This window comes from Microbacterium sp. ISL-59, assembly GCF_018613945.1.
Taxonomy (GTDB): Bacteria; Actinomycetota; Actinomycetes; order Actinomycetales; family Microbacteriaceae; genus Microbacterium; species Microbacterium oxydans_B.
In genome coordinates this window covers 1,094,799-1,115,542 of the sequence record NZ_JAGGPG010000002.1, presented here as the reverse complement: position 1 = coordinate 1,115,542, position 20,744 = coordinate 1,094,799, and the positions used below count along the sequence as shown (strand labels likewise).

At 65.0% G+C, this 20,744-nt stretch carries 17 protein-coding genes and 1 pseudogene; 14 read left to right on the top strand and 4 right to left on the bottom strand.

Features of this window, described 5'->3' with window-relative positions:
• The first annotated feature begins 226 nt into the window (after positions 1-226).
• Together J7E45_RS09435 and J7E45_RS09430 are read left to right on the top strand one after the other, a co-directional pair.
• Positions 227-997: a GntR family transcriptional regulator gene (locus J7E45_RS09435; protein ID WP_308162089.1), complete on the top strand. Its 771-nt coding sequence runs from the start codon at positions 227-229 to the stop codon at positions 995-997.
• On the top strand, positions 990-1,715 hold the full coding sequence (locus J7E45_RS09430) for a GntR family transcriptional regulator (protein WP_215068766.1): 726 nt from the start codon (positions 990-992) through the stop codon (positions 1,713-1,715). The genes J7E45_RS09435 and J7E45_RS09430 overlap by 8 nt, the downstream gene beginning before the upstream one ends.
• A 276-nt stretch (positions 1,716-1,991) precedes the next feature.
• On the opposite strand, the gene J7E45_RS09425 is transcribed toward J7E45_RS09430, so the two are convergent.
• Complete coding sequence (locus tag J7E45_RS09425) at positions 1,992-2,663, bottom strand: GntR family transcriptional regulator (protein ID WP_215068763.1); 672 nt, start codon at positions 2,661-2,663, stop codon at positions 1,992-1,994.
• Positions 2,664-3,129: 466 nt separating this feature from the next.
• Here J7E45_RS09425 and J7E45_RS09420 point away from each other — a divergent pair, with 466 nt between their 5' ends.
• The 10 genes and pseudogenes from J7E45_RS09420 to J7E45_RS09375 form a co-directional block, all read left to right on the top strand.
• Positions 3,130-4,950 carry a hypothetical protein gene (locus tag J7E45_RS09420; protein WP_215068761.1) on the top strand — a complete coding sequence of 607 codons (1,821 nt, stop codon included), beginning with the start codon at positions 3,130-3,132 and terminating at the stop codon, positions 4,948-4,950.
• A gap of 477 nt (positions 4,951-5,427) precedes the next feature.
• A complete protein-coding gene (locus tag J7E45_RS09415; RefSeq protein ID WP_215068759.1) occupies positions 5,428-6,117 on the top strand; it encodes a GntR family transcriptional regulator in 690 nt (229 codons plus the stop codon).
• Between the two features lie 162 nt (positions 6,118-6,279).
• Entirely contained in the window at positions 6,280-7,029 is a 750-nt protein-coding gene (locus J7E45_RS09410; RefSeq protein WP_215068757.1) for a Pr6Pr family membrane protein, read from the top strand.
• A 285-nt stretch (positions 7,030-7,314) separates the two neighbouring features.
• The gene (locus J7E45_RS09405; RefSeq protein WP_215068754.1) at positions 7,315-7,863 is read left to right on the top strand and encodes a hypothetical protein; all 549 of its coding nucleotides are present in this window, start codon (positions 7,315-7,317) and stop codon (positions 7,861-7,863) included.
• Positions 7,864-7,947: 84 nt separating this feature from the next.
• Positions 7,948-8,475 carry a S26 family signal peptidase gene (locus tag J7E45_RS09400; protein WP_215068752.1) on the top strand — a complete coding sequence of 176 codons (528 nt, stop codon included), beginning with the start codon at positions 7,948-7,950 and terminating at the stop codon, positions 8,473-8,475.
• Positions 8,472-9,152 (top strand): hypothetical protein, encoded by a 681-nt coding sequence (locus J7E45_RS09395; protein WP_215068750.1) that lies wholly within the window; start codon positions 8,472-8,474, stop codon positions 9,150-9,152. The genes J7E45_RS09400 and J7E45_RS09395 overlap by 4 nt, the downstream gene beginning before the upstream one ends.
• A 251-nt stretch (positions 9,153-9,403) precedes the next feature.
• Positions 9,404-9,949 (top strand): hypothetical protein, encoded by a 546-nt coding sequence (locus tag J7E45_RS09390; protein ID WP_215068749.1) that lies wholly within the window; start codon positions 9,404-9,406, stop codon positions 9,947-9,949.
• Positions 9,950-9,962: 13 nt separating this feature from the next.
• Positions 9,963-11,336 carry a hypothetical protein gene (locus J7E45_RS09385; RefSeq protein WP_215068748.1) on the top strand — a complete coding sequence of 458 codons (1,374 nt, stop codon included), beginning with the start codon at positions 9,963-9,965 and terminating at the stop codon, positions 11,334-11,336.
• Positions 11,337-12,254: 918 nt separating this feature from the next.
• Positions 12,255-14,240 carry a GNAT family N-acetyltransferase gene (locus J7E45_RS09380; RefSeq protein ID WP_215068747.1) on the top strand — a complete coding sequence of 662 codons (1,986 nt, stop codon included), beginning with the start codon at positions 12,255-12,257 and terminating at the stop codon, positions 14,238-14,240.
• A gap of 817 nt (positions 14,241-15,057) precedes the next feature.
• A pseudogene (locus J7E45_RS09375) lies at positions 15,058-16,011 on the top strand (lipase maturation factor family protein); the annotation flags it as partial.
• 199 nt (positions 16,012-16,210) lie between these two features.
• Here J7E45_RS09375 and J7E45_RS09370 read toward each other — a convergent pair.
• Genes J7E45_RS09370 through J7E45_RS09360 form a run of 3 tightly spaced genes read right to left on the bottom strand, consistent with a single transcriptional unit; the run spans position 16,211 to position 17,972 of the window.
• Positions 16,211-16,612 (bottom strand): rhodanese-like domain-containing protein, encoded by a 402-nt coding sequence (locus J7E45_RS09370; protein WP_215068746.1) that lies wholly within the window; start codon positions 16,610-16,612, stop codon positions 16,211-16,213.
• On the bottom strand, positions 16,609-17,229 hold the full coding sequence (locus J7E45_RS09365; protein ID WP_215068745.1) for a bifunctional 4-hydroxy-2-oxoglutarate aldolase/2-dehydro-3-deoxy-phosphogluconate aldolase: 621 nt from the start codon (positions 17,227-17,229) through the stop codon (positions 16,609-16,611). The genes J7E45_RS09370 and J7E45_RS09365 overlap by 4 nt, the downstream gene beginning before the upstream one ends.
• A 26-nt stretch (positions 17,230-17,255) precedes the next feature.
• Positions 17,256-17,972, bottom strand: coding sequence for a transcriptional regulator (locus tag J7E45_RS09360; RefSeq protein ID WP_215068743.1), 717 nt, complete (start codon positions 17,970-17,972; stop codon positions 17,256-17,258).
• A 157-nt stretch (positions 17,973-18,129) separates the two neighbouring features.
• On the opposite strand from J7E45_RS09360, the gene J7E45_RS09355 reads away from it, so the two are divergent.
• Both J7E45_RS09355 and J7E45_RS09350 read left to right on the top strand, forming a co-directional pair.
• Positions 18,130-19,488: an MFS transporter gene (locus J7E45_RS09355; protein ID WP_215068741.1), complete on the top strand. Its 1,359-nt coding sequence runs from the start codon at positions 18,130-18,132 to the stop codon at positions 19,486-19,488.
• On the top strand, positions 19,485-20,744 hold the full coding sequence (locus J7E45_RS09350) for an alanine racemase (RefSeq protein WP_251053564.1): 1,260 nt from the start codon (positions 19,485-19,487) through the stop codon (positions 20,742-20,744). The genes J7E45_RS09355 and J7E45_RS09350 overlap by 4 nt, the downstream gene beginning before the upstream one ends.

Here is a 20,744-nt window from a genome sequence, read left to right as displayed (position 1 = left end):
CCCAGCGCCGAGATTTTGCTCCAGACGCAGCGGCTGCCTCTGGCCGCATGACTGGAGCATGGCTGTGTGGGTCGATGCGCGGCAGGCACTGGTGAACGACAGTAACTGAGGCTGAGGGCTCCTATCGGCTCCAGCGCTCAACCGGCGACCCCGTTTCGGGGATGCTCGGGGATGGGATGTCGGGATGCGCGCAGAGCGCGGGACTCGTGCTTTGGCAAGGCGCTGGGTGAAATATGACTCCGCAATCGGGTTACGCATCAATACTCTGCTCGCTACTCTGACCGGTATGTCGGAGGAATCAAATTCGCAGTTCGCCTCGGGGGTGCGTCCGCGGACGCTCATCAGGGATCAGGTCTATGCGCGTCTCGCGCAAGAGATCGTTACCGGCAGGCTTGCGCCGCTTGAGGAGATTCGTGATCAAGATTTGCAGGCAGAGTATGGGGTGTCGCGCACCCCGATTCGGGAGGCGATGATTCGCCTGGCTGATGTTGGGTTGATCGAGATGAGCTCGAACCGGTTTACGCGTGTGGCTCCGATCGATCTGGCGGCACAAGCGGACCGGGCGGAAGCGGCGGGCGCGCTCATCGCCTTCGCAACCGCGAAAGTGGTTCCGGAAATGTCGGACGATGAGTTGGCGTCGCTAGATGCCCGCATTCAAGCCATCTTGGACTCTGACCTCACCCGGGGTGGCATGCCCGATGGGCTGCGACTGTGGTTCGCGTTGTGGGTGGACATCATCACTCTCGCCAACAACCCCACGATCACCAGAATCCTCGACCAGAATCTTGTGCTGCATCTCAGCCGATCAGTGCAGGTCCGTCCGACCCCGGAGTGGTTAGCTCGCCAGGTTCGTGAGCGGTTGAACGCGTTCCGGGCGGCGCTCCAAGCCCGGGATGCATTGAGCGCTCATGACGGGGTGCTGGAGATGTTCCGAGTCGCTTCTGCGGATCTCTTCCGTGCAGCTGTGAGTGGCGATTGGCGGGTGCAGGGTGAGTGATGCACTGGGCCGGCCCGGTGGCCCGGAGTTGATGTCAATCGGGATGCTCGATCTGGTCGAACAGCAGTCGCTACCGGCGCCAGCATCCTCACCCACACGGCTGCAATCCGTCTTGGAAGCGCTCATTAACCAGCTCGAGTCGGGTGACCTCGCCCCGGGCGATCCGTTGCCGCTATCGAAGCTAACGGAAGAGCTGCGTGTGGCATCAAACACGGTGCGGGAGGCGATCTCGATCCTCACCGCCTGGCACCTCGTGGAGGCTCGCCCCCATAAATCGTCCGTAGTCGCGACGCCGACCACGGCGTGGCTCGCGGCCGTGCTGGCAGAATCCGCGGGCTTGTCGTCCTTGGCGGCGAGCCTCGCGATTCCCCGCACGACGCCCGATCAGCGCAAAGAGTTTCGGGCAGCCGCTGAGGAAGCGATGCTTGCGTGGAAAGCTCCCGTTGTAGACAGTCGTCGCGCGTCCGGAATGACGTGGAATCTGTTCCAACTGTTGGCAACGTACTCGCGTAACCAGTACTTGGCCGCGATGCACGCGGAGAAGAAGCCAGCTTTGGTGTTCGGATTCAAGTATCTCGGACGGGACCGTAATGCGACGATGGTATGCAACGCGATCGAGGCGCTCCTCGATGCGGTCGAGAACAACGACCGGCATGAAGGAGCCGACATCATCAGCGACCTGTATGTGTACGTTCTGGACGACCTCAGCGCAGGATGATCAAGCACCGATACTTCAGTGTGCGTCAGCCCAAACTCCTAGCGTGAAGGTGTCGCCTCCCCGGCGGCACACGGCGGCCCCATCTCGAACGTCGATCCCCATAGGCGCACCCCAAGCGTCGGACGTCGAGGCGTCGTGTATCGCGTGGCGTCCGTGCTCCCCAGCACGGACGCCACGCGTGCTCCCGGCCGCGTTGAGTGGACGGGAGCACGCCCCGCCGACCGCGAGAAGGGCGGCATGCGACGGGGCTTCCCCCAGAGCGTCGCGAGCAAGCGACTATCTGGGGAGATCTGCGGCTTCGCGTAGCGGCTGAATGAAAGCGGTCTTAAACAACGCCACGACCGCTCCGCGAACGCGATCGCGATCGCGTTCGCGCACCGCACGACGGAGCCTCTCCAGCAGCGCGCTCAGTCGACTCGCGCGCTTGCGGGTCAACGGGATGTCGTACACCACACGCGTGAGGTGTAGCCGCAACCGTGTATCGATGACATCGCTGATGATGCGATTGGCGCCGGCATCGGCCACTGCGGACCAAAGTTCGAACCAGAGCATCAGTCCCTCTCGCGACTCAGACTGGTTCAGGTGAAAACGCAACAAGGCATCGATGCGCTCATCAAGATGCTGGACCTGCGCGTCGGTGAACGAGGACGCGGCACTGTATGCACAGAACGCCACAAGCGCGGATGCCGCTTCCGCGCGGTCTGCTTGGTCGGTGAAGTCAACAGGGGCGACGCGGGTGTACCGGTTCGCGCTCATCTCGATGAGACCTACTTCTGTGAGGCGGATAAGAGCCTCCCGGATGGGGGTTCGGGACACCCCGAACTGGGCTTGCAGTTCGTGATCGCGAATCTCCTCGAGCGGTTGCAGCTCGCCCGCGACGATCCGTGCAGCGAGATGGTCGAACACTTGATCGCGGATCAGATCGCGCGGGCGAATCAGCGTCGACATCGCAGCTTCTGGCTTCATATCCCGGACGCTAATGTGCAGCGCGCCAGCATGCTTATGCATCGCTGGCTGATATATCCAGAACACAGCGTCCGCGTCAGTAGGTTGTGAAAACGAACAGCGACGCGCGCTCGCACCTTCCCTGTGGCGCCCCCAAAACCGTCGCCATAGACTCCTTCTGGCACCAGGTCAGTAGGAAGCAGTGGGTACCAACACGGTTTCACAGCCCGCTGCGCGCATCCCGCGCACCGTTCGCCCAGGCGCCCCCCGCCTGGGCGAACGTCGTTAAGCGCCGATGCGGCACGTCGTGAATCCTTTGCAGTGATATTCCAGTGCACTAATAGGCGATCCGCCACCATCGAAGAGTCGACCTCACCCGAAGGTTCCGGCGGCCGAACCCTCAAGCATCCGCCCAGTTCAGCCAACATTTCCTTGCGCATCCTAGGTGCACGATAGGAGTATCGATCCCATGAAGACAATCCAGCAGTTTTCTACCGGCACGGCACACTCACGCGGCCACAGCAGGTCGCGGGCGGCTCTCAGCGTCCTCATCGCGAGCATGGCGATACTCACCGCCGTCGCTGTCCCCGGCGGTTCCGCAATCGCTGTGGAGCCGGGCTACGCATCCGCTTCCAACTGGATCGCTCAGCAGCGCACCAGCTTCGCAACGCTCCCCGGAGGCCTGGGGGATGCCGGCCAGATGACGGCTGTGAGCAGCGACCCCAATCACCAGACCATCAGCCTCGTCGAGGGGCCGGGCGGGCGAACCGACTTGAACGTCACGAGTAAGTTCCAGGCGGACGAGTTGCAGGGCCGCCCGTGTGTCAACGCGGCGCCGATCGGCACACCCGTCGAGTGCTTCACTGAAGCCATGACCGTCACCCTCCCCGCACCGGTTGTCGACCCTGTCGTGCAGCTGTCCATGCGCGGCGGCGCCCGCACTGAGCCGGGCGCGTGTGTCGAGAGCTTCATGGACGCGCGGTTCTCCGCGATCAACGGTGCTCCGGCGGCTGCCGAACAGCTGTCCGAGATCACTTCTGCTTCGAACTGGGCCCTGGTGGGCACCGAACTGCGCACGCAGACTCAACCCGGAAACTGCACCGTCCCGGACGGGGGCGGACCAGTCGAGATCCAGCTCAAGGGGCTCATCACTAGCTTCACGTTGGACACGATCTACGGTGCCACGGTGGTTGCCACGAACGGGGCGATCGCCTTCCCCCGCCCGGTCGGAATGACCATGAACGTCGCAGTGGCCACCAACGATCTGCAGCTGACGGCTGCGGGGCCGTCGCTGCTGCCGATGGGCGGAACCGCGGAGTGGACGTACGATCTCACCAACGCCGGCACCAACGCCTCCTACGGGTACATCGTCACTGAAGTCATCCCCTCGAGCGTCAGCAACCCGGAACTCGTCTCCGGTGACGGCTGCAGCATCAGCGGGAACACCCTCACCTGCGCTGTCGCGCCGGAGGACTGCACCATCGCCCCGAACGCGACGTCGGCCACCTACGCAGACCTCACCTGTGCATCGGCGGCGATTGCGCCGGTGCTGACGAGCGGCGCGTCCGCCGCCCCGATCGTTATTCGCGGCACCGTCACCGCGGGCCGCGGCGAGGCCGTCGAGCACACCGCTACCGCCGCCAGCGCGACAGCTGACGTTGACACGACCACCAACACCGTCGTTGCATCGACGACAGTTCAGACCGTGGGCCTCAAGTACGATGTCACCGCGGACCGCGTCAACGTCCGTGGCGCCGGCGAGACGATCGACTTCACCTACACAATGACGAACATCGGAACGGCAACGCTGGAAGAGCTCACGATCGACACGATCGACTTTACGGGCACCGGGGAGGCGCCCGCGGAGACATGCGACACCTCAAACCTCTCGCCCGGCGCGAGCATGACGTGCCACGCCCGGTACACGACAACGGTTGCGGACGCCGAAGCGGGATCGGTTACCCTCACCAGCGCCGTCACGTCGCTGCCTGCGGGCGAGAGCACCACCTTCACATCCGACCAGGCAACGGCAGCAATCGAGATCGACGCTGAGACGGGCAACCCCGGCCCCGGAGGCCCCGGCCCCGGAGGCCCCGGCCCTGGCAACCCGGGCACGGGCACACCCGGCGGTTCCGGAAACAGCTCTGCTGAAGGCGCGGATGGCGCGCTGGCTGCGACCGGGACCGACGTCCCGCTGCCGCTGCTCCTTTTGGCGGGGCTGCTAGTTCTTGCCGGCGGTAGCACCGGCGTCATCGTGGCCCTCCGCCGCCGCGCGGCGAGCACCGAGTAGTTTCGCTCAAGAGCGGGGGTAGGTCGGCATGCGCTCTACCCCCGCTCATAATGGTCGCGCTGAGGGAAGGACCAGGATGATGGGAGAACCCGTCTCCACCGGTTCCGGGAGGGCATTGCCGTTCGATGTCCATGCCTTCCTTGACCACGGATGGTGGACCGTGGAGATCGCGGACACAGATCAGCGCGCACGAGCGACGACGATGGCGCAGATCGAACCGACTGCACGCTCTCTCCTGTCGAAGAAGCTTGGCGATTCCCCAAAATCGTTCGACCTCCGAGTTCACATCACCCGCACGACACCCCACGGCTACTTTCGGTCCTCGCAACGCCGCGCCCCGCTGCGATCGTGCGAATGTACCGTGAGCGGGTCGTCGCTGCCTGATCATCGACGACCCCAGAACCCGGGACCTGAGGGGTGATGTATGAGTGCGAGATATGACGCGTTCGCGGACCACCCTTCAATACCGTGGGCCTAATGGAAGCTTCGCTTGACGCACGGCCGCATACCCGACCGCGCAGCCTGATCCGCGACCAAGTGTTCGATGATCTCGCCGAAGCAATTATCTCCGGTCATCTTCCGCCCTTTGCAGAGATCAAAGACCAGGACCTGCAGGTGGCGTACGGGATCTCGCGCACCCCGCTGCGGGAAGCGTTGTTGCGCCTCGTGGACGTCGGCCTCGTCGAGATCGGCGATGATCGCGTCCCACACGTCGCACCCGTTGACCTGTCAGCGCAGGCCGAGCGCGCCGAGGCCGCCGCCGCTCTCATCTCCTATTGCGCGTGGGTGGCCTGCCCGGTCTACACCGATGAGCAGATCGACGTCTTGCGGGACTGCATCGACGACCTTCTCGCGTTCGACCTAACGCGCTCGGGAATGCGGGACGGACTTCGCTTGTGGTGGGCGTACTGGGTGTCCGTCGTCGACGCAGCCGAGAACCGCATTATGCTCGACGACCTGAACGGGCGTCTCGCTCTTCATCTCAGCCGATTGGTGCTCACTCATCCCATCGCGCCGGAACTCGCTGCGTTTCACGAGAACACTCTCCGGGGGATGCGTGAGGCGATCGAAAGTCGCGACGGCGCTCGACTGCGCGACCTCATCGTGGAGCTCTTCATGACTGCTTCCGTGGTACCCATGCGTGCGGCCGCGGCTTCACTTCGGTAGGAGGCAGGATGACGACGCAGCGCGGGACATGTCACGCGAATGTGGATGCGGTTGGGATGCGTTGGCTCGGCGTGGCTACATCGCTGTTGCGTGCGGCCCTCCTCTATGAGCTGTAGGGTTCCCTCGGAATATGCCCATTCATCGCCTCATTGCGGAGACCTCATGAACAGACTCTGGCCCGTGCTTCGCATTGTCGTGGCGGTCGGACTGCTGGCGGCCGTTGGTGCGCAATTTCAGCTGACCGTTGTCTCGGCGCTCAACGCGACGGATGCGTGGGGGCGCCATATGCCGACGGCCATCACGAATTTCTTCAGCTTCTTCACCATCCTGTCCAACGCAGCGGCCGCCGTAGTTCTCATTGTCGCGGCGGTGTGGGGATGGCGCACACGTCAGCACGCGAAGCCCGAGCCCAGGTGGCTCGCCCTCTCCCTCGTCTGTGCCGGCAGCTACATGATCGTAACGGGCCTCGTATACAACGCGATGTTGCGCGGGCTGCCCTTGGATCAGGGCGCTACGGTGCCATGGTCAAATGAACTGCTCCATGTCGTCGGGCCGCTCTTCTTCGTGATCGACGCGGTCATCGCTCCTCGAAAGCGTCGCTTGCAGTGGCGAGACGCGTGGATTGCCGCGGTATTTCCGCTCCTGTGGGTGGTCTACACGCTGCTGCGTGCCCCATTCGTGAAGTCCACGGCAACAGGCACGACCCCGTGGTACCCCTACCCATTCCTCAACCCCGCCAGTGTGCCGGGTGAACATCTCGGCGTCGCGGTATACGTCGTTGTGATTGCCCTGTCGCTGGTCGCATTGGCGCTTCTTCAAATCTGGTTGGCAAGGCAAAGCGCGCGACGCGCCGAACTGCACGGACGAGCATCTGATCCAGCGCTGTCACCCGGGCGTTCGGACGCGCCCTAACGCAATACCCCATCTGCGGGCGCAACATCAGCCGCGGCCGTCAGGAACGGAACAGGGCGCCCGCCCGGTTCCCTCAGATCGTAGGGCGGAATCGTCGTCGGTTGCATAGTCGGGCCGTCGCGCACACAAGGGCATATTTCGTAGCGCGACAGGCAGCACCCGCGGCCGAGTTCGGCATCGCAGCCGAGATAACCAGCTAGTGAAATATAAGCGCGTCGTAAGGCGACGGGGAATATTTGTCTGCGGTTGGGCGCGCATCAGCGCCCCTAGGACAGAAAGAACCTAATGAACAAGAACACCCGCAAGCGTTCCCTCATTGCCGGTGGCATCGCCGCCGTTCTCGTCGCAGGCGTCACCGCCGGTGGGGCCCTCGTCACGCGAGACAGCACCATCCTCGACAACGTCTTCGGCGCCGTCACCACGCCGGAGTCGCCCGCCGACTTCACCGTCAAGGGTGACCCGATGAAGTATGACTTCTCTGGTGCGGTCGACGGTGAGCTCGTGTACGAGTACTACGCCGTGAAGAACCTCTCGGAGGCGAACGACCTCAAGTTCAACGTGTCGGCTAAGCCCCACGCATCGAACGACGAGATCAAGAAGCTCATGGCCAACCTCGACACTCGCATCGTCATCGACGGAACGACCATCGAGACCGGCAAGCTCGACAAGATGGCCATTCCTGCCGCGTCGCAGCCGCTCATCGAAGCCGGCACCGAGACGTCCATCCGCGTCGAGGTGTACGTCGCTGACTCCGCTGCGTTCAAGGCTGCCAACATCGCCCCCGACACCCGCGTCACCGTCGACTACCTGTTCGACAGCATCTTCCTCGGCTGAGGAATCAGGGGCTGAGCGACCCGAACGCTCAGCCCCTGCCGCGGTCACCCGAGACCGCCCCGCCCCAAAATCTGAAAGCCCGTCATGAAGCTCCTCGTTCTCATCTGGCGCTCGCTCGCCGTCATCGCCCTCATCTTGATGATCCTCCCGTTTGCATGGGAGAAAATCACGGGCGACTACTTCATGGTCGTCTCCGGCGAATCCATGACCCCGACATACGAAATCGGCGATGTGCTCGCCGTTCAGAAGCCAACCGGAGACGAACTCACACGCGACGGACTCATTGTCGTCGTGAGCATGACCCCCGGCAACAAAGACGAACAGTACGTCCACCGAGTCCTCAGCCACGACGCAACCGGCGCCACTCTCAAAGGCGACGGAAACAAGTCAGCCGACCCAGCCCCGGTCACGCAAGATCTCGTCATGGGGACCCCCCGCTTCGCACTCCAAGGAGGGCTGAGCGACGCCTTCCGCTTCGTTGAAAGCTGGGGCGGACGAATCCTGACGGGGTTGTTCGCCGTGCCCGCGTTCCTCGTCACTTGGCGTCGCCGAAAGACGGACGACGTTGATCACATCGACACACCTCTCGAGCGAAAGGCTCAGCTGGCATGACCACCACCATCAGGCTCATCGGGGGACTGCTTGGCGCACTGTGCATCAGCGGTGCGCTCGCGTTGAATGCAGCCGACGCGAACGCGTCCGCACTCAACCCGCCTCTGGGCTCGACGGTGCACGCCGACAGCGCTGCCGTTCACTCAGACTCAACCAGCGCCGAAGGTGGCCTCGTCGTTTCCCCGCGTTCCGCATTGTTTGATGTCACCCTGACGCGGGGCCAACAGGAGACGCGCACCGCTCACCTGACAAACACCGGGCCGCACACGATGAGAATCACCCTCGCCGCCGCCGTCACCGATCACGCCGGAGACCGCGGCTCCACAGACCAGCTCACGCTGTCAGCGAGCCGAGGTGGCTGCGTAGCCGAGTCGAACGTCGCCCTCACCGGCGGAAACAAGATCTCCCAGGGGGTGCTCGAGCCAGGAGAGACAGCAACGGTCTGCATCGCCGTTGGCTTGGACGTCGACGCCGCACCCGCTCCTCCCGGATCCGTCACAGCGAACTTGACGTTCGACGCCATCGCGTCACCGGACTCGCTCGCGGCAACAGGCGCGAATACGCCAGCACTGCTCCTTGGCATCGCCGGCGGGCTGCTTCTCACCGCCTCAGTGCTACTCCGTCGTCCAGCAGCTTCGCCAGAGCACACAGCCGGGTCAACCGGCATGTCCGGCTGAACCGCATCCGCACGGTTTCACGACTTCTGTGAGGACGGGCCTCGCAGAAACGGTGGTGGATCTCGGGTGCCACCACCTCCTGCTGTGCGCGTCGGGCTCGACGCGCACAGCAGCCACTCCGACCCGAGCGGACTCCGCCCCCGACCATGTCACGCACCGATACTTCACGACGCCCATCGCGTTGATGATGTCCTACCAGAGCGAAACCCCGAACCATGAAAACGCATCCACCCACGCACCTAGGAGTCCAGATGGAACGCTACCGCTCATTCGGCGCGATCGCTGCGGTAGCTGTCCTCGCAGCCCTGTCCGTGCAGGCTCCCGCCGCGGGCGCGCTCGTCACGCGCGACTCGACCATCGTCAACAACGAGTTCACGCATGTTCCGCCGCCGCCACCGCCGCCTCTCGCGGTCGAAGGGTCACCGATTCGTTACGACTACATCGGAGCCATCAACGGCGAGAAGACCTTCGAAGTCTTCACCGTCACCAACCAGTCCCAAACCAACGCGGTCCTCGACATCCGCGCCGCGCGACAATACGGCCCAGACCCCGAACTCGAACTGAAGTTCGCTCGCCTGCTCAGCACCCAAGTCATCTCCGGCGAGGTCACCATCAAGACCGGACGGCTCGATGCGATGCAGATCCCATCGGCGAGCCGGATCGCATTCGCACCGGGGGAAAGCAAGCAGATTCGCGTCGAAGTATTCGTAGAGGACGCCGCGGAGTTCCAAGCAGCAGGAATCCCGCGCGACACCGGACTCACATTCAACCTCAACTTCCGTGCAACCTTCGAGTAGGACGACAGCCATCATGATCTCGATTCCCCGCACCTCCCGACTCAAGCGGACATTCGCCGCACTTGCGATCACCGGAGTAGCGCTTGCTCCTGCCCAGTCGGACTCGCCGGACGCCTTCACCGAGCAAATTGTGGTCGAAGGTAACCACGTCACAACCAGCGGCGGCGTCTACCGCGTCGCGGCCGGCACCGATATCGGCGGCAACATGCTGGGCGTCGACACGCACAGCTTCAACTCCCCGAATCGGTTCAGTGTCGTGGATCGCACCACGAATGCGCTCGATGACGAGATCATCGTGGACCGAGAAGACACCGAATACCTTCACGCGGTGGTCACCGAATCCGGGAAGGTGTTTCGGTGGGGGGCACCAGAAAACGGGTTGGGAGGTAACGGACAACCCCTCTCCAGCTTTCGCGAACCCACAGAACTGCCCCTTGCCGGCACCGCCGCCGAGAGCGAGCGAGTCGTAGACCTCGCAGTCAGCGAGCATGCAGCATGGCTACTGACCGAGGCCGGATCCGTCGTCGCATGGGGAAGCAATGTTCGAGGCGTCCTCGGAATCGACGGCGCACCAGGGGCCATCCACGCGCCGACCAACGTGCCGTTCCCCGCCCCCGTGACCCGCATCCTGCCCCTGTATCAGGCAACGCTCTTCGAACTCGAGGACGGAAGCTTGCTCGCAACCGGGGACGTTCGCGCCACCACAGGTTCGTTCCGATACAGCGGAGGAGTCGTCGTCGACGACGGCAGCGGATACGCGGTCCCCACCCCGGTGTCATTTCCCGAGTTCGGCGAGCACCGAATCGCGAACACCGCCTCAACAATGGGCAGATGGGGTTCTGACCCGCTATTCCCCGCAAACGCCGCTGTCCTCGACAACGGTGAACTGTACACGTGGGGTGTGTCCCGTGCCGACTATGGGACACTCGGGAACGGGAAGCCCGGTGTGCAGGTGCATGCGCGACCCACCATGGTCGGCGAGAACTTCGAGGGCGTCTACGGTGGCGGGGACGCTGCGTTCACAGCGCTGTCGGTCGACCGCTCCGTTTACGCGTGGGGCAACAATCTTGAGGGGCAGGCCGGAAACGGCACGACACGGCATGTCCTTGCACCGCACCGCACCATCACCGGGGTCGAGCTGTTCACCACCCAACACTCGCCCTCCCACGCTGTCGTCCTCACCAACGGCGAACTCCGAGTGTGGGGAAAGAACAACTGGGGAAACCTGGGACCCGGAAGCGGCAGCATCTCCTCCCCGACCCGCGTCGACATGAGCAAGTCTCCCTTCGTCGGAGCAAAGGTTGACGCCATCCGCTCACTCGGGATCTCTTTCGGAACGAAGTACGGCAACGTCCTCGAACTCGACATGACGTACTCGCCCCAATAGAACGCTTCGGGCGGATATCTGGGCCGCCACATCCGAGTCGAAACTCTCGCACTCGAGGGACCCGTGAAACGCCACACGTGTCAATCGCGACCTTCGCGCACGAATGGCCGGAGCCATTTGCGTCTCGCGCTCGCCAGTCAGACCGCGAGCGGGCTTTCCTGGGCACGCCCCGAGATCGCAGGGGAGCAACGAGTCCGTGCTGCGCGGTATGCGCCACGTCACGCTCGTCGTCCCGCGGGTGAATCAATCCGGTGCCAGAGCCTCTCGTTCATCGGCCTGCGGCGAATTGCGCGGACCTGGTGGTTCCGGCGACGACGGTGTTATCCGTTGTCGCCGTGGCTCGTAATGGTGAGAGGGACGGTCACGACCAGCGGGCCGGCGTGGTCTCTCCACACGTCACTGTCGACATAAGCGCGTGCAAGGCGCAGTACTCGCGACCGTTCTCGGGCGACGCCGTGGTTCCCCGGTTTCGCGTCACGCTCTGGCAGCCGGTGCAGGACATCCAGCCCGCCCAGGTGTGGTCGGGGAAAACTAAGATGGGCTGTCCGTCGGACGTGTATCCGGAACTGTCGGGTATCGGCTCGAAGCCGATCACTGATTCGTCGAATGAGCATGTATCGCAGACTCGTCCTAGGATGCTGCTTTCGGAGAAGGTTTCGGGGGTGTCGTGGCTTGGCGCTGGGTCGCGGCGGTCGGGTCTTGGCATAGTCAGATCATGTCGAACGGGTGTGACATCGATGGCTCGGAAAGCGCGTCGGGACGTGTCCGCTGGGTGCGACGTGGGAGCGGGAGGGGCAGTGTTGCTCGGGAGCGTGCGGCTCGGCAAGGTCGTGGCGGCGTGTGGCTGTGCTAGACCGGGGTATGGCAGGTTGAGGGGAGACCGCGGTGGGTGGTGACGTTATTGTTTGGGGTCCGAGTGTGGACTCTGCTGACGCGGCTCTTCAGGGTGTGCTGGCCCTGCACAAGGCGAATCGCGCCACGCTCGGGCCGATGCCTGATGCGGCGTTTCGTGATCGTGCGAAGCATAAGGGTCTCCTGATAGGTCGGCGCGATGATCAGGTTGTCGCGTACGTGCTATACGACATCCCTCGGCACAACCTGATCAAGCTCGTTCACCTTTGCGTTCGTGCTGATGCGCGCGGGGCGGGCTGGGCCCGGACCCTCGTCGACGCCGCTGTGGGGCTTCACCCTGGCAGATCCCTGATCGCGGCGACGTGTCGAACTGACTACGAGATCGACGATTTCTGGCGTTCCCTAGGGATGCATGCGGCTTCCGAACGGCCGGGGCGGGCGCTGAATGGATCGATCCTCACTAACTGGGTCAAGCGGGTCAATGTCGATAGCGGGCTTGATCTCCTAGAAGCGGCCTCGCTCCAGTCGGGGCTGCCTGTCGCGATCCTCGATACCAACATCATCGGCGACCTGTTTTCGCCGCCGGGGGTGCGGCGTGATCATCGCGAAGAGTCCTCGGCTCTTGACTCGGACTGGCTTCAGCCGCTCGTGAGCTTTGCAGTGTCCGGAGAGGCCGATAACGAGATGAGTCGGATCACGGACCCTGCCGAACGTCAACACCTGAGGGACGCGACCTCACACCTCACCCGTCTGAGCACGCGCCGCCCCACTGATCGCCGCCTCGAGGATGAGCTGCTCGCTGCGATCGCGCCGGAGCTGCGGGAGAAGGACGCAAGCCTGCTCTCGGATGTTCTGCATGTCGCGGATGCGATTCATGCGGGCGCCGACTACTTCGTGACCAACGACGGCAACGTGCACCGCGCGTCTGCTGGATGGGAGGTGCTCGCGCGAGGCTTACGGGTCGTGCGTCCGCATGAGCTCATTGGCGCGCTCACTCCAGAGTCCTTCGTCTCCGACTTTCGTTCTCGCCTTATCGACGACAGCGACTTGGAATGGACGGTCTTGTCGTCCGTGGATCCGGCCCTGGAGGGGGTGTTTCGTGTCTTTGATGTCGAGGCCCGGCCCGCTGACTTCGACCGGCGAATCCGTGAACTGCTGGCCCGGCCAAAACAGGTCACAGTGCAGAAGCTCACCGATGGGGACGGGAGGCTGTGGGCGCTTGCAGCGGTGTCGATCGACCGCGGAGTGTTGCGGTTGCCGTTGTTGCGTGCGATGCGGGGTGAGAGGGGAGGCACGGTCGCGTTTCAACTCGTGCGTCACTTCCGCCGAGTGGCGTGGGAACACGGCGCCACAAGCGTGGAAGTCACGGATCCGGCGATCTCGGCCACCATCGACGCTGCACTCGACACGGACGGCTTCACGACAGGATCCCCGCGCACCGCGACGATGGGGCCGGCGACAGCGAGTCGGGGGGAGCTCGGGATCAGGACGGCCACCGACGTCACGATCTGGGAGAGGACGCGTTGGCCTCTTGTCGTCACGGATGCGGCGCTACCGACGTATCTGATCCCTATCCAACCCAAATGGGCTTCGCGGCTGCTGGCGTTCGACGACGGGCTCTTTTCCGTTCGTCGGAGGGGACTGGGCCTGTCCCGTGAGCTGGTCTATTTCTCGGGGTCGAAGCTGCGGCCTCGGGCGTTACCGGCCCGCGTTCTCTGGTACGCCAGCAGCGACAAGGGAAAAAGCGTGAGTCGAATTGTCGCGCGGTCGGTGATGGTCGATGCTGTCCGGGTGCCGGTCAAAGACGCGGTGGAGCGATTCGCGAATCTTGGGGTCTTGCGGACCTCGGACATCCAGGCTGCATCAGGCAAGGATGGGATTGTCAGTGTCATACGCTTCCAGGACACTGAACGTCTCTCTCAATCAGTGTCACGACACGACGATCTCTTCCGTAAGCACGTGAAAGGCGAGGTGCAAAGCATGCGATCCGTCGACCCCGAGTTTTTCGACGCGGTGCTCCGGCTCCAGACGGGCGAGTCGCGCGTCGTATGAGCCGGTCACTTCTGCTTTCGGTGCGCCCGCGGTTTGCGCGGGCGCTGCTCGCGGGGACGAAGACCGCGGAGATTCGGCGGCGTTTCCCTAATGTCCCAGTCGGAATGACGGTGGTGATTTACTCGTCGTCGCCCGAGAAGTCGATTTTGGGAACCATGGAGTCCGCCGGTCTCATCCGTAGTGACCCTGCCGCGATCTGGCGCGACTATTCCGACGTGATCGGTCTAGCGCGCTCAGAGCTGACGGCGTACCTCGATGGTGCTTCGGAATGTTCGGTCCTGCAACTGAGGCAACCCCGAATGTGGGGGAGCCCAGTGCCGTTAACGCAGCTTCGCCGTGTTCTTCGCCTGGAGCCTGCGCAGAGCTTCCGATACCTCACGGCACGCCAGCTCGCCTCCCTGACCGATCTCGGCAGTGAGCAACCCACTGAACCGGCCGCGTTCCCTGTCGGCGCGAGGACTGACGATGTCCTCGCTTTGGCGTAGACGCGACGAGACACGGCATGCGTTGCTAGGTGTCGAAGCAGTCCATACCGCTGTGGCGCGTCCGGCGCCGGCCGCCGTCCGCCTCCACCCTCCTCTTTCGTCGAACCCGTCCGGGTCACGCACTCGCCTTCAGGAGAAGGTGTCCCCAGAGCAGCCGGGCGCGAGCGATGACATGCTCGCAGGTGCGAAGGTGATGCGGGCGCCGATCGCGGCCCAAATGAGTGCGAGCAAGCCTCCTGCGGGCAAGTTCGAGGGGAGGGGCGCGGTGCAGCAATGCCACGGGTCGGCACGCTAAGCGGAATATCGCAAACCTGAATACTGCATCTCCGCCAATCAAGATCCGCGGTGGCCGCGAGTGGCGTGATCTGACGGCGATGACGTACCACCACGAGACGCAGCCGATGCCGGGTCCGCTCAGTCGCCAGGCGCATCTGCTGCCGCGCTGGTTCCACCGTGGCGAGGTGGTGGGCAACCACTTCGCGCAGCTCGTGGTGCCGTTCTTCCTGTTCGCGCCACTGCTGTCGCTGTGGGTGGAGGGTCCGGTGCCGCAGATCGTCGGCGCAGTCGCGGCATCCATCGTGATCCTGACGCAGGCCTGGCTGGTGCTGACGGGCAACTTCGCGTGGCTGAATTGGGCGACGATGGTCATCGCGGTCTCGGCGATCGGGTTGCCGGGGGTGGGGGCGGCGGACGTCACGCCACCCAGCGACGCACCGTGGATCCTCTCCGGCATCCCCCTGTACTGGGTCGTGATCACCTCGGCCGTCGGGCTGCTCTACGTCGTGGTGAGCGTGCCGGCGATGCGCAACCTGTTCGCGCGGCGGCAACTCATGAACGCGAGCTTCAACCGCTGGCAACTCGCCAACGCCTACGGCGCCTTCGGCACGGTCACGAAGGAACGCATCGAGATCGTCGTCGAGGGGTCAGCCGATGAAGAGGGCGTCGAGTGGCGGGAGTACGAGTTCCGGGGCAAGCCCGGAGACGTGCGACGGATGCCGCGGCAGTTCGCTCCGTACCATCTGCGCCTCGACTGGCTGATGTGGTTCCTGCCCCTCGGGCACTCATTCGACGACTGGTTCACCGCGTTCATGGTGCGGCTGCTCGAAGCGGATGCTCCGACACTCGCTCTGATCCGCGTCGACCCGTTCGACGGCGAGCCGCCGCGGTGGGTCCGGGCCGTGTCGTATCGCTACCGCTTCGCCACCCGTGCCGAGAAGCGCGCCGATGGCGTGGTGTGGGTGCGGACCCGTCGCCGCGTGGTGCTCGGACCGTTCGGGCTGCGGTGAGGCGGTGCCACCCCTACCCGCTTCGTGCAGCATCCGTCCCGCATCCGTCCCGCATCCGTCCCGCCCCACCCAACACGAAGGAGATCTCGCGTTCTGAAGGAGCCATGCAGCGCAGGGCTCCTTCAAAGCGGGAGTTCTCCTTCAGAACACGCGGCCGTCGTCTCAGGAGTCGCTCGCGCGGAGGAGGCGGATGCCAGTCTCAGCTCTCGGCGGTCACCAGCGGATCGGGCTCCTGGCGCGAGAGCGCCCCTTCGACCTCGAACCCGTTGCGAACCCAGTACTCGAACCCGCCGAGCAGCTCGCGCACATCGAGGCCGGCGGCGAGCAGCACGCGCGCGGTGGCCGTGGCCCCGTTGCATCCGGGGCCCCAGCCGTAGACGACGAGCGTGCGATCGCGGGGAAGCGACTCGATCCCCGACGCGATCTCCGACTGGGGAAGATGCACCGCACCGGCGATGTGGCCGTGTTGCCAGGACTCCAGCCGTCGCGTGTCGACCAGCAGCACCTCACCGGCGGCCACGGCATCGTGCGCGGCGACCGCGTCGATCTCATACTCCAGACGCGCGTCGACATAGGCGAGCCGCGCACCGAGATCGGTCATGCGCGAGGGGCGGAGCCGAGCAGGGCGGCGAGCTGCGGCAGCTGCGCCGGGTCTTCCAGTGCCGAGCCGACGGCGACGACGTGGGCGCCCGCGTCGAGGTACTCACCCGCGTTGCTCGCGTTCATGCCGCCCGTCGTCACGAAGCGTGCCTGGGGGAACGGGCCGTTCATCGCCGTGAGCCACTGCGGACCGAGCACCGAGGCGGGGAACGCCTTGAGCCAGGTGAGTCCTGCGGCGAGGGCGGACTGCACCTCGCTCGCCGTGGCGACGCCGGGAAGGCTGATCAGCCCTGCCTCGTGGGAAGCACGCACGACGTCGAGGTCGAGACCAGGACTGACCGTGAACGAGGCGCCGGCAGAGACCGCCTGGGCGACATGCTCGGCCGACACCACGGTGCCGGCGCCGACGACCTTGCCACGCTTGCGTCCGGCGGCGGCGACCACGCGCAGCGCCTCGACGTCATCAGCGGTCTGGATGGGGAGTTCGACGACATCGATCCCGAGGTCCCACGCGGTGGTCGACACGGCGAGGCTCCGCTCCGCTCCCATGCCGCGGAGGATCGCCATCAGGCGCGTGCCGCCGAAGAGCTCGTCGAATCCGGAGTTGTCCATCGTCATCCCTGTTCCCGTCATCCCTGTGTGGGTCATCGTGTTCTGGCCTCGTCGAGGTAGGAGTACGCGGTCACGCGCGAGATGCCGAGCCGCTTCGCGATCGCCTCCACGGACTTGCGCATCTGCGTGGCGCCGCGCTGGTCCAGCCGCTCCAGCACCGTGATCTTGTCGTCGCGGGTCATGCTCTCGAGCGGTCGGCCGATCTCGCGGATGGCCTCGGTGATCATCGAGTCCATCACCGACACGAGGTCGGCGCCGAAGTACTCTTTCGGGGCGTCCGCGGGCTCCGATGAGGGCAGCAGTGCGTCGAGCGTCTGGCGGGCGAGCAGCAGCGGGCTGAGGTCGACGTTCACGCACAGCGACGCGATGATGTCACCCGCGCGATTGTGGAAGTAGACCGAGGAGCAGCGGAGTTCCCGCCCGTTACTCGTGTAGCCGGTGTAGCCGAAGGCGTCGTGGTTCCCTCGCCGATCCTTCAGCACGTCCAGGCCGAGCGAGGTCGACGGGCCGCCGACGGCGCGTCCGGTCACGTGCCCGTTCTCGATGGCCATGATCGTGTGGCCGAGGTCGACGTCGGTGCCGTCGAGGTTGTGGAGCACGACCTCGACGGTCGGTCCGGCCGCGGTGGCGAGGGCGCGCAGCACCGGCCGATAGAGGCGGAGGACCTCCTCGGCGCTCTCGTACGTCTCGCGTGCGAGGTCGTCGGCGAGGGCCGCGACCGCGTTCTCTGCTGTCGTCGATGTCGGCATTCTGTGACTCCAATCCGGAGCAAGGATACAGGCGTACAAAAAATACGAGAGATAGACAGATTGTCTATTTCGCTGTTAGTTTATCCACGCCCCAGACGATCCGTCGAGGCCGACCGCAACGGATGCGGTCGCGCATCCCCCCGAGAAGGAGCCCCGGATGGCCACCGCCGCCTCATCTGGCCTGACCCCGAAGCAGCGCAAGACGATCGCCGGTGGGGCGATCGGAACGCTCATCGAGTACTACGACTACTACCTGTATGGCCTCGCCGCTGCAGCCGTCTTCCCCGCGGTGTTCTTCTCGACGAACGACCCTGTCGTCGCACAGCTGTCGTCGTTCGCGACCTTCGCCGTCGGGTTCTTCCTCCGCCCGGTGGGAGGGATCATCTGGGGCATCGTCGGTGACCGCAAGGGCCGCAAGGTCGTTCTGATGAGCACGGTCATCGGCATGGGCATCGCGACCACCGGCATCGGGCTCATCCCGTCCGACCAGGTGATCGGGATCGCCGCACCGCTGCTTCTGCTCCTGTGCCGGCTCTTCCAGGGCTTCTTTGTCGGCGGCGAGATGGGCGGCGCGGCCACGATGGTCGTCGAAGCCGCGCCGACCGGCAGGCGAGGACTCTACGGCGCGTTCCTCATCAGCGGTGCGGGCGTCGCGAACGTGGTGTCGGGTGGTCTGATGGCGGGCCTCGGCCTCACTCCCGAATCGTGGTTCCTGCAGTGGGGATGGCGCATCCCGTTCGTCTTCTCGATCGTGCTCGCGATCGCCGCCGTGCTGCTTCGTCGTCAGCTCGAAGAATCCGAGGCCTTCACCGAGACGCAGACGCTGCTCCTGGCCACGACGGGCAAGAAGCCCAACCCGCTCGTCGAGGCGTTCCGGCACCCGAAGAACGCGATCATGGGCATCCTGATCGGCCTGCCGCAATCGATCGCCGGCTATGTCATCCTCACGTATGGCCTGGCGTTCATGGTCTCCGACAACGGCCTGCCCGCATGGATGGGGTTCGCTGGAACCATGATCGTGGGTCTGCTGCAGATCGTCGTCGCCCCGCTGTGGGGAGCGATCTCTGACCGCATCGGTCGCCGTACCGTCTACATCATCGGCTGCCTCGGCTTCGCGGCCATGGTCTATCCCACGTTCATGCTCTTCAGCACGGGGAACATGTGGCTGATCTGGCTCGGACAGATCCTCGGATTCGTGGTGTTCGGCGTGGCGATGCAGGCGACGCTCTCGACGATGCTGGTCGAGATGTTCGACCCGGAGGCGCGCACCACCGGTGTCAACATCGGCTACCAGATCTCCAACACGCTCGGTGGCGGCCTCGCTCCGCTCATCTGCACCGCGCTGGTCGCTGCTGCAGGCGGCGCCTTCTGGCCGGTGGTCGTCTACTCGGCGGTGATCGCCGTGATCGGTGTCATCGCCACGCTGGTGGCATCGATCCAGCCGGACGTCGAAGGTGCAGGGCGTCTGCATGAACTCGCGCCGACGGCGTCGATCAAGACGGGAGCCTCGCGATGACGCAAATGGATGCCGAGCTCCTCACGGTTCGCGACAAGGGCCTGCCCGTGCGCGCAGTGGGTCTGACCGCGGAGCAATTCCTCGCCTCGGAACCACGGCTCGACGAGTTCTGGACACCGCTGATCGTGCTCGACGACGCCGCGATGACGGCGAACGTCGCCACCATGGCGCAGTGGTGTGCGGAGCGGGGGCTCGCCCTCATGCCCCACGGCAAGACCACCATGGCGCCCGCGCTGTGGAAGCGGCAGACGGATGCCGGTGCGCTCGGCATCACGTTCGCGACCATGGGGCAGGTGCGCACCGCCCGCGATCTGGGCGTCGACTCGGTGATGCTCGCGAACGCCGCCGTCGATCGGCCCGCGCTGGCGTGGTTGGCGCAGGAGCTGGCGGATCCGGACTTCCGGTTCGTGAGCTGGGCCGACTCGATCGCGACGGTCGAGGCGATGGAGGCGGCTCTGCTCTCCACCGGCACACCGCGTCCGGTCGACGTCTGCGTCGAGCTCGGCGGCGCGGGTGGTCGCACCGGTGCGCGGTCGATCGACGAAGCGATGCGCGTGGCTGAGCGCATCGCTGCATCCTCCGTGCTGCGCCTCGCCGGGGTGGGCGGATACGAGGGAAGTCTCGCGCACGATCGCTCCGCCGCGGCGCTCGTGGCCGTCCGCGCGTACCTGGAGTCGCAGCTCGAGCTGCACGCCGCGATCGCACCGCTCTACGACGACGGCGAGCTCTATGTGACTGCCGGGGGCAGCGCGTACTTCGACGTCGTCGCCGATGTCTGGGGCGCGGCCGCGCGAGATGACCGCACGCACTTCACCCTGCGATCGGGCGCCTACATCGTGCACGACGACGGGTTCTATCGCAGCATCTCGCCGTTCGATGAGGGGGCCGCGCAGCCCGCGGGCTCCCCGCGGTTCGTGAACGCGATGCACGGACTCGCGCGGGTCGTGTCGGCGCCGGAGCCCGGTCTGGCTCTCGTCGACGCCGGCAAGCGGGATCTGCCCTACGACGAGGGGCTGCCGATCCCCCGCTCCTCGTCCGCCGGTGTCGACGGCCCCTGGCAGCCGCTGCACGGCGAGGTCTCGGCGATGAACGATCAGCACTCGTACGTGCGGTCGGAGCAGGCGCTCGAGATCGGCTCGGTCGTGCGTCTCGGGCTGTCGCACCCCTGCACCGCCTTCGACAAGTGGCGTGTGCTGCCGGTCGTCGAATCCGCCGACTCCGACGTGGTCACGGGCCTCGTCCGCACCTACTTCTGA